The organism is Exiguobacterium sp. s194, assembly GCF_018618275.1.
In the GTDB taxonomy this organism is placed as follows: domain Bacteria; phylum Bacillota; class Bacilli; order Exiguobacteriales; family Exiguobacteriaceae; genus Exiguobacterium; species Exiguobacterium chiriqhucha.
Genome location: NZ_JACSLT010000001.1, coordinates 201,192 through 215,127 on the forward strand (window position 1 = coordinate 201,192; position 13,936 = coordinate 215,127).

The 13,936-nt window shown below is 52.4% G+C and carries 10 protein-coding genes; all 10 read right to left on the reverse strand.

The window, feature by feature from the left end; translation table 11 throughout:
• Positions 1–7 precede the first annotated feature (7 nt).
• The gene (infB, locus tag KNP85_RS01025; protein WP_021067160.1) at positions 8–2,242 is read right to left on the reverse strand and encodes a translation initiation factor IF-2; all 2,235 of its coding nucleotides are present in this window, start codon (positions 2,240–2,242) and stop codon (positions 8–10) included.
• Between the two features lie 21 nt (positions 2,243–2,263).
• The gene (locus KNP85_RS01030) at positions 2,264–2,560 is read right to left on the reverse strand and encodes a YlxQ family RNA-binding protein (protein ID WP_021067159.1); all 297 of its coding nucleotides are present in this window, start codon (positions 2,558–2,560) and stop codon (positions 2,264–2,266) included.
• A complete protein-coding gene (gene rnpM, locus KNP85_RS01035; protein WP_165569410.1) occupies positions 2,557–2,835 on the reverse strand; it encodes an RNase P modulator RnpM in 279 nt (92 codons plus the stop codon). Before rnpM ends, KNP85_RS01030 begins: the two co-directional genes overlap by 4 nt.
• The gene (nusA, locus tag KNP85_RS01040; RefSeq protein ID WP_029595684.1) at positions 2,832–3,998 is read right to left on the reverse strand and encodes a transcription termination factor NusA; all 1,167 of its coding nucleotides are present in this window, start codon (positions 3,996–3,998) and stop codon (positions 2,832–2,834) included. The genes rnpM and nusA overlap by 4 nt, the downstream gene beginning before the upstream one ends.
• Positions 3,999–4,010: 12 nt before the next feature.
• On the reverse strand, positions 4,011–4,481 hold the full coding sequence (gene rimP / locus KNP85_RS01045; RefSeq protein ID WP_021067156.1) for a ribosome maturation factor RimP: 471 nt from the start codon (positions 4,479–4,481) through the stop codon (positions 4,011–4,013).
• Between the two features lie 119 nt (positions 4,482–4,600).
• Positions 4,601–8,893, reverse strand: coding sequence for a PolC-type DNA polymerase III (locus tag KNP85_RS01050; protein ID WP_214800856.1), 4,293 nt, complete (start codon positions 8,891–8,893; stop codon positions 4,601–4,603).
• Positions 8,894–8,969: 76 nt separating this feature from the next.
• Positions 8,970–10,670, reverse strand: coding sequence for a proline--tRNA ligase (locus KNP85_RS01055; RefSeq protein WP_021067154.1), 1,701 nt, complete (start codon positions 10,668–10,670; stop codon positions 8,970–8,972).
• 40 nt (positions 10,671–10,710) lie between these two features.
• Positions 10,711–11,961: an RIP metalloprotease RseP gene (gene rseP, locus KNP85_RS01060; protein ID WP_029595687.1), complete on the reverse strand. Its 1,251-nt coding sequence runs from the start codon at positions 11,959–11,961 to the stop codon at positions 10,711–10,713.
• Positions 11,962–11,977: 16 nt separating this feature from the next.
• Positions 11,978–13,123, reverse strand: a complete 1,146-nt coding sequence (gene dxr / locus KNP85_RS01065) for a 1-deoxy-D-xylulose-5-phosphate reductoisomerase (protein WP_021067152.1) — start codon at positions 13,121–13,123, stop codon at positions 11,978–11,980.
• Positions 13,124–13,138: 15 nt separating this feature from the next.
• Entirely contained in the window at positions 13,139–13,936 is a 798-nt protein-coding gene (locus KNP85_RS01070; protein WP_031200184.1) for a phosphatidate cytidylyltransferase, read from the reverse strand.

A 13,936-nucleotide genomic window follows, 5' to 3' on the forward strand; every position in this document is an offset into this window, starting at 1 on the left:
CCTCGCTTTATTTACGTTCGACTTCTTTCATGATGAACGCTTCAATAACGTCCTCCACTTTGATGTCGTCGAACTTCTCTACTTTAATCCCACACTCGTAACCTGTCGCGACTTCTTTGACGTCGTCTTTGAAGCGGCGAAGCGTATCGAGTTTTCCTTCGTACACAACAATCCCGTTACGGATGATGCGGACGCCGGCGTCGCGTGAGATTTTACCTTCTGTGACGTAACAGCCGGCAATCGTACCGACTTTCGAGACTTTAAAGACGTCACGGACTTCAACTTGTCCTGTGATTTCTTCAACGAACTCAGGGTCGAGCATCCCTTTCATCGCGCTTTCGATTTCATCGATTGCGTTATAGATGATGCGGTGCAGACGCATTTCAACATGCTCTTGCTCGGCCATCGACCGGGCGTTACCATCTGGGCGAACGTTGAATCCGATGATGATCGCATTTGCCGCCGAAGCGAGAATGACGTCACCTTCTGTGATTGCACCGACACCTTGGTGGACGATGTTGATTTTAACGCCTGCGACGTCGATTTTACGGAGTGAACCAGCGAGTGCTTCAGCCGAACCTTGAACGTCTGCTTTGATGATGACGTTCAAATCTTTGACTTCGCCTTCTTGAATGCGGCTGAACAAGTCATCAAGACTAACTTTAGCCGATTCGCGACGCTGTGATTCGAGGTAACGTTGGTAACGTTTTTCTCCGATTGCACGTGCTTTCTTCTCATCTTCAAACACGATGAACTGGTCACCCGCTTGTGGGACATCGTTCAATCCTGTAATTTCGATTGGCGTCGATGGACCGACTTCTTTCACACGACGACCGATATCGTTGACCATGGCCCGGACGCGTCCGAACGTGCTACCGACGACGATTGAGTCACCGATCCGGAGTGTCCCGTGTTGAACGAGAAGCGTGGCGACAGGACCGCGGCCTTTGTCGAGCTTCGCTTCGATGACCGAACCGCGAGCTGGCATTTTAGGCGTCGACTTGTACTCTTCGACTTCAGAAACGAGCAAGATCATCTCGAGCAACTCATCGATTCCTTCGTCTTTCAAAGCTGAGATCGGTACGAAAATCGTTTCGCCGCCCCACTCTTCCGGTACAAGACCGAACTCTGTCAATTCTTGTTTGACGCGGTCAGGGTTTGCGCCTTCTTTATCCATTTTGTTCACAGCGACGATAATCGGCACGTTTGCCGCTTTCGCATGTGAGATGGCTTCTTCTGTCTGTGGCATGACGCCGTCATCCGCTGCGACAACGATAATCGCGATATCCGTCACTTCGGCTCCACGAGCACGCATCGTCGTAAAGGCGGCGTGACCTGGTGTGTCGAGGAACGTGATCTTTTTATCGTTGACTTCAACTTGATAAGCACCGATGTGCTGCGTGATTCCGCCGGCTTCACCAGCAACGACTTTCGTGTTGCGGATCGAGTCAAGAAGTGTTGTCTTACCGTGGTCGACGTGACCCATGATTGTGACGACAGCTGGACGCTCAACAAGCTCATACTCAGAGAAGTCGATTTCTACTTCTTCAAAGTCCGTCTCATCGATGAGTACTTCTTTCTCCACTTCATAACCGAATTCAGTTGCAAGCAACTCAATCGTCTCGTCATCAAGTGTTTGGTTGATTGTCGCCATGACACCAAGACCCATCAACTTCATGATGATCTCGTTTGGCTTTTTATCCATCTTCGCAGCGAGGTCCGATACGCTGAGGACATCATCGTACTTGATGACGTTGCCCATTTCAGACTCTTGCGCTAAACGAGCTGCTTTACGCTGACTCGTTTTCGAATTTGGATCCGCTTCTAATGGCACGGCTGCTTTCGCAGGCTTGCCTTTGAATTTACCACCGCGCTTTTTGTTGCGGTTGTCGTTGCGGTTGTTGCCGAAACGGTTGCCACCACGGTTGCCCGCTTGGTTGCTTTGACCGCCAGACGCTTGTGGGCGTGCTTTCGGTGCTTCTTGCTTGGCAGCAGGTTTCGCGTCAGCCGGTTTTGACTCGGCAGACTTCGTTTCAGCTGGTTTCGTTGCAGCTGGCTTTTCTTGCTTGTCAGCCGAACGGTATTTCTCAGGATTGAAGACACGGTCGAGTTGCTTGACCGACTCCTCATCTAAGACAGCCATGTGGTTTTTCACTGGCTTGTTCATTTTCTCGAGCTGAGTAATGACTTGTTTACTTGTTACATTCTGTTCTTTTGCAAATTCATAGACGCGTTTTCCCAAAGCATCCACCTCCGTTAATAGTTAAGAGAGAAGTTGCTTAAGCTTGTTCGCAAATCCGGATTCTGTCACAGACACGACGACTCGCATGTCTTTACCTAAAGCAGCCCCGATCGTATATCGGTCGCTCACTTCAATCAATGGAACACCATACGATGTACACTTGTCGGTAACCCGTTTTCTCGTAGACGCTCCTGCATCTCCGGCAAGGATGACAAGCTTGGCTCGGCCAGCTCGTACATCCTTCAACACAAACTCTTCTCCCATCGTTACTTTCCTCGCACGTGCGGCAAGGCCTAACAATGATTCCCACTGACTCATGATTCGGCTCCTGTGACAGCTTGAAGCAGCTGCTCATAAAGCGCGTCACTCGTCTTGACTTTTAAATGATGATCGAGTGTCCGTTTTTTCTCTGCTAAACGAATCACATCCGCATCTTTCGACAAATACGCTCCACGTCCGTTCAATTTACCGGACGTATCGATGACGACGTCACCTTCCGGCGTCCGAACGACACGAATCAACGCTTGTTTCGGTAACATTTCTTGCGTGACCACACATTTGCGCAAAGGAAGTTTCTTTTGCTTCATGGTCATTCCTCTTCTTTCACCGTTGTCGGCTCGAGGGCGACGTCAACCGAGTCAGTCTGTTCCACTTCATTGTGAACAATTTCTGGCTCCGGTTCAACTTTTTCGGCGTACGTATCATACAAGTCCATGCTTTCTGCATCGGTCTCGCTCTTAATATCGATTTTCCATCCCGTCAACTTAGCGGCAAGACGGGCGTTTTGACCGCGTTTACCGATGGCGAGTGACAATTGATAGTCTGGCACGACGACCGTCGTCGATTTATTCGGTTCATTGACGTACACGTCAACGACTTGAGCCGGGCTGAGTGCGTTTTTCACGAACTCTTTCGGGTCGTTCGACCAACGTACGATATCGATTTTCTCACCGTTGAGCTCATCGACGATTGTTTGGACACGTTGCCCTTTCGGACCGACACAAGCGCCGACTGGATCGACGATGTCTGAATGAACAGCAATCTTCGAGCGATCACCCGCTTCGCGTGAGACCGACATGACGTCGACCGTTCCGCTCGCGATTTCTGGCACTTCGAGCTCGAACAGACGACGCAACAGACCTGGATGCGTCCGCGAGACTTGAATGGCTGCGCCAGACCCTTTCGTCGTCGAATCGACTTTTGTGACATACACCTTGATGCGGTCATGAATCTGGTACGATTCATTTGGCATCTGCTCGTTCGGTGTGAGCACCGCTTCGATATTGTTTTCAAGACCGATATACAAGTTGCGTGGGTCGAACCGTTCCACAATCCCCGTCATGATCTCGTCTTCTTTATCGACGAAGTGGTTATAGATGCGCTCGCGCTCGGCTTCCCGCATCTTTTGCGTGACGACTTGTTTGGCTGTCATCGCTGCGACGCGACCGAAGTCGCTCGGTGTGACTTCTTCTTTATGGAAGTCCCCTAACTCATAGTTCGGGTCAATCTCATGCGCTTCTTCGAGCGACAATTGTTGCTCGGGATGCGAGAGACGTTCAACGACTTCGAGAAGTGCGAAGACACGAATATCACCGGTCACTTGGTCGAATTCAACTTTTACGTTTTCATTCGGGTTGGCGACGTTTCGGCGGTATGCCGAAATGAGCGCCTGCTCAAGTGCATCGATGATAATCTCCTTCTCGATTCCTTTTTCGTTAGCAATCTGTTCGATTGTTGTGAGTAATTGTGGCCCCATCTTTACCTCTCCTTAACTAAACGTGACCGCTAGGCGGGCTTGTGCAATTTTGTCTACCGGTAGCGATATCGCTTTTTTTCTTGTCTTGATGCGTGTCTCGACGATGGCGGTCTCGCCGTCATATTCCGTCAAAATCCCTTCGAACTCTTTGGCACCTTCAATCGGGGCAAACGTCTTGATATAGACGTTCTTTCCAATCGCGCGTTCAAAGTCGGTCGGCTTCTTCAGCGGTCGTTCGGCACCGGGACTCGAGACGTCAAGATAATAGGCTTGTTCGATCGGATCGCTATCGTTTAGTTTTTCCGAGAGTTGTTCGTTGATGTTGACGCAATCATCTAAATCGACGCCCCCCGGCTTGTCGATATAGACGCGCAAGAACCAGTCTGGCCCTTCTTTCACGAATTCGACATCGACCAATTCCATGTTCTCACGCTCCACGATCGGCAACGCGATCGCTTCGACGACTTCTGTTATTTTGGACACTCTCATCCCTCCTTCTGGCTTTTACATACAAGAAAGGAGTAGGGTTCCCTACTCCTTTCCGTCGTAGTATCCAACATTGTTCGATACCAATATATCATATTTTCCCGGTTTTTCGCAACTTACACCCCAAAATCAAAGAACGAGAGTTGGTTCTCATCCGGGAGGCCTTCGAGACATTTCATCGTATCGAGCGTCTCGACGATTGTCTTCGACAACTTGGCCCGTTTGCGCAAGTCTTCTTTCGATAAAAACTGTCCTTCGGCACGTGCATCGACAATCGCTTTCGCCGCGTTCGTACCGAGACCATCGACGGCATTGAACGGCGGGATGAGCGTGTTCCCTTCAATCAAGAACTCGGTCGCGCTCGAACGGTACAAATCGATGTTCTGGAACTTCATGCCGCGCTCTAACATCTCGAGTGCGAGCTCGAGCACGGTGTGGAGTCCTTTGTCTTTCGCCGTGGCTTCAAATCCTTTTTCACGGATATCCGACATCGCTTTACGCACGGCCTGTGACCCTTTGATCATCGCCGACAAATCGAAGTCGCCGGCCCGGACCGTGAAGTACGTCGCGTAATACAGAATCGGATGATGCACTTTGAAGTAGGCAATCCGGACGGCCATGAGCACGTACGCCGTGGCGTGCGCTTTCGGGAACATATACTTGATCTTCTTACAAGACGAGATGTACCATTCCGGAACATCGTTGGCCCGCATCTCCGTCTCCATGTCTTCCGACAAGCCTTTCCCTTTCCGTACCGACTCCATGATTTTGAAGGCAAATGACGGTTCGAGGCCCGCATAAATCAAGTAGACCATGATGTCATCACGACACCCGATAACGTCTTTCAATTCACACGTCCCGTTATAGATGAGTTCGTTCGCGTTCCCAATCCAGACATCTGTCCCGTGAGACAGTCCCGAAATTTGAACGAGTTCGGAGAACGTCGACGGTTTCGTCTCTTCGAGCATCTGCCGGACGAACTTCGTCCCGAACTCTGGAATCCCTAGCGTACCCGTCTTCGATTCGATTTGTTCCGGCGTCACACCGAGTACTTCCGGCGACGAAAAGATTTTCATGACCGTCGGATCGTCCGTCGGAATCGTCTTCGGATCGATACCGGACAAGTCTTGGAGCATCCGGATGGCGGTCGGATCATCGTGACCGAGAATATCGAGTTTGAGCAAGTTGTCGTGAATCGAGTGGAAGTCGAAGTGGGTCGTCTTCCATTCGGACGACTTATCATCGGCCGGATATTGGATCGGCGAAATTTCGGTGATGTCCATATAATCTGGGACGACGATAATCCCCCCCGGGTGTTGCCCGGACGTCCGTTTGACGCCGGTGACACCCGAGACGAGCCGGTCGACCTCGGCATTCCGATAAATCTTATCGTTCTCGGTCGCATAGCCTTTCACGTATCCGTACGCCGTCTTATCGGCAATCGTCCCGATTGTACCGGCACGATACACATACTCTTCACCGAACAACACTTTCGTGTAAGCGTGGGCGTGTGGTTGATATTCACCCGAGAAGTTCAAATCGATATCCGGTACTTTGTCCCCTTTGAAACCAAGGAACGTCTCGAACGGGATATCGTGCCCGTCCTTCGTATACCAAGTCCCACACTCCGGACATTGCTTGTCGGGAAGGTCATACCCGGACCCGACCGATCCGTCGTCGAAGAAGTGGGAATGTTGACACTTCGGACAGACGTAATGCGGTGGCAGCGGATTGACTTCGGTGATTTCGGTCATCGTCGCAACGAAACTCGATCCAACCGAACCACGTGACCCAACGAGATAGCCGTCATCGAGCGATTTCTTCACGAGTTTATGCGAGATTAAATAAATGACCGCAAACCCGTGACCGATAATCGACTTCAACTCTTTCTCAAGCCGAGCTTCGACGATTTCAGGCAGTTGTTCTCCATAAATCGAGCGGGCCATATCATAACTCATATTCCGGACTTCATCGTCGGCCCCTTCAATCTTCGGCGTATACAAGTCGTCCGGGATGATTTGAATCGACTCGATTTGATCGGCAATCGCGTTCGGGTTCGTGATGACGATCTCGCGGGCGAGCTCGTCCCCGAGGAATTTGAAGTCTTCCATCATCTCTTTCGTCGTGCGGAAATGGGCATGCGGGAGTTCTTTCCGCGTGTTGATGAAGTTGGCGCCACCTTGCGTCCGAATCAAAATCTCCCGATACGAACGGTCCGTCCGGTCGAGATAGTGGACGTTGCCGGTCGCACAGACCGGCAGTCCGGCCTGACCTGCGACGCGAATGATCCGTTTGATGATTTCACGCAACTCAAGTTCGTTGGCGACAATTTCTTTATCGATGAGATGCATATAGAGCGCCGGCGGATGAATCTCGATGAAATCGTAAAACGCCATCATCTTCTCAAGCTCTTCGTCCGATTTGTTCAGGGCAGCATCGAAAATCTCGCCATTGTCGCACGCCGAACCGATCAAGAGGCCCTCACGACGCTTGATAATCTCCGAGCGAGGCATGCGTGCCATGCGGAACAAGTAGTCGATGTGCGACAAGGAAATCAGTTCGTATAAGTTCCGGAGTCCCGGTTTTTTCGTTTTCGCATAAATCGTCGCATGGAACGGACGAATCTTCGAGACGTCGCTCCCGACTTTCGCGTTCAGCGAGCGATGCGTTTCCATCTCAAACATCTGTTTGGCGAGTTCGAGCAGCTTCATGAGCAAATACGCCGTCGCCTCGGCATCATAGATGGCGCGGTGATGTTGCGTCAACTCGATATCGAATCGCTTCGCGAGCGTGTTGAGACGGTGGTTCTTGAGCGTCGGTAAAATCGTCCGGGCGAGCTCGAGCGTGTCGATGACCGGATAGTCATCCGGTTCGTGTCCACCGCTCCGGAGCGTCGCTTCAAGGAAGCCCATATCGAACGATGCGTTATGGGCGACGAGAATGCCGTCCCCGCACCAATCGACGAACTGCTTGGCGATGACTTCCGGATTGGGCTGGCCATGGACCATGTCATCGGTGATACCCGTCAGTTCAATCGTCGTGGCCGAGAGCGGATGCTTCGGATCGGCGAACGCCTCGAAGCGGTCGATAATCTCTCCGTCCTTGATTTTGACACCCGCGAGCTCGATGATTTTATTGTAGACGGCCGAAAGCCCCGTTGTCTCGACGTCGAAGACGACGTACGTCGCATCGTCGAGCGGGACGTCGGTCGGATGATAGGCGACGGGTACGCCGTCATTGACGACGTTCGCCTCGACCCCGAACAGCACTTTAATGTCATTCTTTTTCCCGGCGTAATAGGCTTCTGGGAACGACTGGACTCCGGCATGGTCCGTGATGGCGATGGCACGGTGGCCCCATTTCGCCGCTCGTGCGACGAGTGCCGATACGTTTGTGACCGCGTCCATCTGGCTCATCTGCGTGTGCGCGTGCAGTTCGACCCGCTTTTCACCGGCCCATTCGTCCCGGACCGGTTCGACTTTCACTTCTTGCAGTTGTGACGCCATCATGCACAGTTCGCGCATGAAGCTGTCATCCTCGACCCGACCGGCTGCTTGAATCCACATGCCTTTTTTGACGGCACTGAGCATCCGGTCATCGTCGTCATCGCGCGCGAACACTTTGACGATGAGTGAATCGGTATAGTCCGTCATCTTGAACGTGAAGAGTTTCTTCCCGCTCTTCAATTCTTTCCGTTCGGCCGAGAAGACGAGGCCACGGATGGCGACGCGTCGTTCTTCTTCGATAATCGTCTTGATTGGGACAATCTCGTCTTTAATCAAGGCGCCCATCCGCACTTCAGTGACCGGCTCATCGTTCGTCTCGGTCGACTTGGCGAACTGCGCCGCGAGTGCGAGCTTCGCCTGTTCCAAATCTTCTTGGACGACTTGTTCGCGCAACGCTTGGTTCGCTTCTTCATTTTCTGAGAACAACGCTTGGCATGGTTTTTTCATAAAGCCATAGGCGCTGTAGAGCGCCTGGACTTCTTGGCATAACTCTTTATCGACATAGTTCGCCTCAGGGGCCGAGCGCACCGGGATGAGCAATTTGTTCTGCTCGAAGCGCGGTGCGACCGATGCGAAATAACTGCGCATCGCGCCTGACACTTGGCTCAATTCACTGATGATTCGGGGCCAATAGTCGATATAGTCCTGTTCGCCCCCACCTGACGTCGTCGTGAACCGAGCGTACACCTCGTCCGCGAACGTCGCATAGCGACTCTCGAGCCGGCTCATGAATAGTTGATACACCTCATACGGCAACACGTGTTGCAATTGGAAATAAAACGTCCATGTCCTGCGTTGCTTGTTGACGACGAGTCGTGACAGCTCCGCTCCGTCGAATTGATCCGTTTCGGTCGTGATGCCGAGGTCACCCAAGAGCAATTGCATTTTTTGATTAGCTTCCACGGGTAAGAAGTCCCCCCCTTTTATCATTCAATGTCGAAAAATGAAGGTGACGGCAAGAAACCGTCACCTTCATCGATCATTTGGCTTCGTTCAGTTGCGTCGTGATGACACGTGGCAACTCATCGACTGTCGTCTCGAGGACTTCGCCAGTGGCACGTACTTTCACTTCGACGATTCCTTCGCTCGCTTTTTTCCCGACGTTGATACGAATCGGAAGACCGATCAAATCAGCATCGGCAAACTTGACGCCAGCCCGTTCTTTACGGTCATCATACAACACATCGTACGTCGATGACAGCTCATCGTATAAACGGTTCGCGAGTTCGACTTGCGCCTCGTCTTTCGTGTTGATGGCAATCAAGTGCACATCGAACGGAGCGACGCTCTTCGGCCAGACGATTCCGCGATCGTCATGATGTTGCTCGATGACGGCCGACAACGTCCGCGAGACGCCGATGCCGTAACAGCCCATGATGAGCGGTTCGGCCCGACCTTCTTCGTTCAAGAACGTCGCGCCCATCGCTTCTGAATAGCGTGTGCCGAGCTTGAACACTTGTCCGACTTCAATCCCGCGGGCGAAGCGGACCGGACCTGACTCGTCAGGTGCCATGTCGCCTTCGACGACGAAACGGAGGTCGTGATACGTCAAATGCGACAAGTCGCGTTCGGCGTTGACGTGCGTATAATGGGTGTTCGCCTCGTTGGCGCCACATACCGCGTCGACCAAATATTTGACGGCGTAATCAGCCACGACTTTGACCGGTGAATGAATCGGTCCGAGCGTGCCCGGCTCACAGCCGAACAAGTCGATAATCGTCGCTTCTTCTTCCATTTGGATGTCGAGTCCACCGAGAGCGTTCTTCACTTTGACGTCGTTCGCCTCGTGATCACCTCGAACGATGGCCATGACCGTCTCGCCATCGACGTTGAAGAGGACCGACTTGATTGTCGTCTTCGGATCGACGTTCAAGAAACGCGCCACATCTTCAATCGTCTTATTGTCTTTCGTGTCGACCTTGTCGAGTGCGAGCACGTCGGCCGCTTGCATGTCATAGCGGTCGAGCGTTTCAGCCATCTCGATGTTCGCCGCATAAGTTGATGAATCCGTATATACGATGGTATCTTCACCGATTTCGGCGAGCGCTTGGAACTCGTGTGTATCTTTCCCGCCGATGGCACCTGAATCAGCTACGACCGGACGATATTTCAAGCCGATGCGGTCAAAGATGCGTGAATAGGCGTTATACATATTCGTATACTCTTCGTCCAAGTCGTCTTGCGTCGCATGGAACGAGTACGAGTCTTTCATCAAGAACTCACGACCCCGGAGCAATCCAAAGCGCGGACGACGTTCGTCGCGATACTTCGTTTGAATCTGATACAAGTTGACCGGTAACTTTTTATACGAGTTGAGTTCATCGCGCACGATTGACGTGATGAGTTCCTCATGGGTCGCACCGAGTGCGAAACGACGGTCATGACGGTCCGTCAATCGCATCAATTCTGGACCGTAAATGCCCCAGCGTCCCGTCTCTTCCCATAGTTCGGCCGGTTGAATCGCTGGCATGAGCAACTCTTGCGCTCCGGCCCGATTCATCTCTTCGCGGATAATCGTTTGGATATTGTGCAATACGCGATGGCCGAGCGGGAGATATGAATAAATCCCAGCGGCGTTTTGGCGCATGAAGCCCCCACGGACGAGAAGCTGATGGCTGATGGCTTCCGCATCGGCCGGTACTTCTCGTAATGTAGGCATGAACAGTCTCGATTGTTTCATAGGTATCAACGTTTCCCTTCTGTAACTCGATTAGATCTTATTATTTAAAGAATGACTGGATATCATTCCAGGTGACAATCAACATGAGCAGCATGAGCAAAGCGAAACCGATAAAGTGGACGAATCCTTCCTTTTTCGGATCAATCGGTCTTCCGCGCACCGCTTCGAACAAGAGGAAGATGAGTCGTCCCCCATCGAGCGCCGGGAGCGGCAACAAGTTGAAAATGGCCAAGTTGACGGATAGAAGTGCCGTCCAGTTAAGGAGCATGATGAATCCGCTCGCTGCCACTTCGTCGGTCATGCGGACGATCCCGACCGGACCGGCCAACTGATCGACGCCGACCTGACCCGTCACCAAGTCACCGACCGCGGAGAAGATGAGCGTCGACATCGTCCACGTCGTCTCGGCCCCGGTTGTAAAGGCTTTGGCCGGTGAACGTTCGAGCGCGTTCGTCACGCCTAAAATTCCGACCGTCTCCCCATTTTGTTCGACCGCTTGCGGCGTAATCGTCACCGTTTGCTCGACGTCGTCACGAATATACGTCACTTCGGTCGGCGTGTCGGCACGATCGGCCAATACCGTCCGCAAATCGAGCCAGTTGTCGATCGGTTGACCCTCGATCGAGACGATCTCGTCGCCTGCGACGAGCCCGGCTTGATCGGCGGCCGAGTCCGGTTGGACCGTACCGATTTGACCATCGTCCGTCGGTGTCCCTTGGACGAGACCGACGATGACGAGGAGGAGGAAGGCAAGGACGAAGTTCATCGCCGGACCGGCTGCAATCGCAAGCACCCGTTTCCAGACAGACTGGGCTCCGAACGTGCGGTCGTAAGGCGCGATTTGAATCTCCATGCCTTGGTCGACGAGAAGCGTGTCCCGCTCGAGCGAATAGACACGGACCTCATCATCGACGAGCAGTTGTACTTTCAATTCGCGGACCGAGTCAAACTTGTCGACCGTCCCGACGACATGAACGTCTTGGGCCTGGTCCGGTTGGAAATAGACGCGATCGACCGTCCCGGCACTCGTCAGACGCAATCCGACGTGTTGCCCGGCCTTCACTTCGATCGGCTCAAAATCTTCCCCGGCCATTTTGACATAACCGCCGATTGGCAATAGTCGAATCGTATACAGCGTCTCATTTTTTCGGAATGAGAGGATTTTCGGTCCAAACCCAATTGCAAATTCATGACAGAGAATCCCTGCCCGTTTCGCCATGACGAGGTGTCCCCATTCATGAACCGAAATGAGTACCCCAAACATCAAAACGATGGCGATAAAAGTCGTCATTGTCTATTCCCCACCTTCACTTTCCTTGCTGAATTTGTTCTCGAACCGCTCGGTCGATTTGAAGAATCTCCTCGAGCGTCGGTTCTGCAATTACCGTATGTGTCTCCATCGCTTGCTCGACGATGCGTTCGATATCGAGGAATGCGATCTCCCCGTTCAAGAACAGCTCGACGGCCGCCTCGTTGGCCGCATTGAGCACGGTCGGCATCGAACCGCCGGCACGCCCGGCCTCATAAGCGAGGCGTAACGCCGGATAACGTGTTAAATCGGCTTCCGCGAAGTGTAGCGTCCCGATTTCTCTCAAGTTTAACCGCTTGTTCCCTTCGATTTCAAGACGTTTCGGGGCTGATAGCGCATAGAGAATCGGGCCTCGCATATCGGGGTTGCCGAGCTGCGCCATGACAGCGGCATCTTTGAATTCGACCATCGAGTGGATGATCGACTCGCGATGGAGCACTACTTCAATATCATTATAATCGATATCGAACAACCAGTGCGCTTCGATGACTTCGAGTCCTTTATTGAACATCGTCGCCGAATCGATTGTGATTTTGGCACCCATCGACCAATTCGGATGCGCGAGCGCCTCTGCGACCGTAACCCCTTCAAGCTCTTCTCGCGACTTGTCACGGAAACTTCCGCCTGAAGCCGTCAAGATGATTTTCGAGACGTCGTCGCGACGTTCGCCGTTCAAGCATTGATAGATGGCCGAATGTTCACTGTCGACCGGGAGCAGGCTGACGCCATGCTTTTTGACGGCTGCGGTGACGAGATGCCCTGCCGTGACGAGCGTCTCTTTGTTCGCAAGCGCGATGTCTTTCCCCGCTTCGATGGCGGCAAGGGTCGGTTCAAGCCCGACGGCCCCGACGACTGCCGTCACGACGACATCGGCCCGTTCAGCGGTCGCACATGCAATCAACCCTTCCAGTCCGATGAAAAAGAGTGGTTCATATGTAAGGCGTGGCTTGAGCTGTTCGAGTACCTCGATATTTTTAGCGGATACGTATTTTGGCCGTAGGCGATTGATCCATTCTTCCGCCACGTCTACGTTCGTTCCGAACGCATATGCCTCAAGTTCAAACAAGTCGGGGTGCTGTTCGATGACGTCGCATGTTTGTACGCCAATCGATCCAGTCGCCCCGATTAAGCTGATTCGCTTCATCTTGACACTCCTCTTTTATAACAAATTAAATACCCAAATGACGGTGAATACCGCGATCATACTATCAAACCGGTCTAAAATCCCACCGTGTCCCGGTAACAGATGACCGGAATCTTTCACATTATATTGACGCTTGTATGCTGATTGTACCAAATCACCGAGTTGACCGACGACTGATACGACGACCGCGAGCACCAATACTTCGAGAATCGGTAACACCGGCTCGATGAGTACGTAGACGATGCCGAGGACAATCGCCGACACGATGCCGCCGATCGCACCTTCAATTGTCTTATTCGGGCTGATAGACGGCCATAGTTTCGTCTTTCCGATCGCTTTCCCTGTGAAATAGGCTCCAGAATCGGTCGCCCAAATCATGAACAAGACGAGCAACACTTTGACGAGCCCGTCTTCTGACAAGCGGACGAGTGCGAAACTCGAGAACCCGATGACGAGATAGACGGCAGAGACGAAATAAAAGCTCGCATCTTCGTACGTGAACCGGTTTTTCGTGACGACCGTCCAGAACAAGAGGAGCATTAAACCGAGCACCATCCATTGCGTCGTCGACATCGGCAGTTCCTCGAGGACGAGCCGACGCTCGAGCAACATCAAGATGAACGGGAACGCCACGAGAAGTGACGTCACGAGAAACGGGAACGCCATCAATTTATGATTGCGCATCAACGTAAACTCGCTCAATCCGATTAAGGCGAGCACGCCCATCAAGATGACGAACGGGCTACCGCCTAAGGCAATCAACGTGACAAATATGGCGCCGGCCCAGAGACCGGTAATGATTCGTGTTTTCAT

What these genes read in the sequence shown, in the direction of transcription:
- KNP85_RS01030 (WP_021067159.1), bottom strand. Translation starts at nt 2,560, where the DNA reads ATGAGTCAGTGGGAATCATTGTTAGGCCTTGCCGCACGTGCGAGGAAA.
- rnpM (WP_165569410.1), bottom strand. Translation starts at nt 2,835, where the DNA reads ATGACCATGAAGCAAAAGAAACTTCCTTTGCGCAAATGTGTGGTCACG.
- nusA (WP_029595684.1), bottom strand. Translation starts at nt 3,998, where the DNA reads ATGGGGCCACAATTACTCACAACAATCGAACAGATTGCTAACGAAAAA.
- KNP85_RS01055 (WP_021067154.1), bottom strand. Translation starts at nt 10,670, where the DNA reads ATGAAACAATCGAGACTGTTCATGCCTACATTACGAGAAGTACCGGCC.
- rseP (WP_029595687.1), bottom strand. Translation starts at nt 11,961, where the DNA reads ATGACGACTTTTATCGCCATCGTTTTGATGTTTGGGGTACTCATTTCG.
- dxr (WP_021067152.1), bottom strand. Translation starts at nt 13,123, where the DNA reads ATGAAGCGAATCAGCTTAATCGGGGCGACTGGATCGATTGGCGTACAA.
- KNP85_RS01070 (WP_031200184.1), bottom strand. Translation starts at nt 13,936, where the DNA reads ATGAAAACACGAATCATTACCGGTCTCTGGGCCGGCGCCATATTTGTC.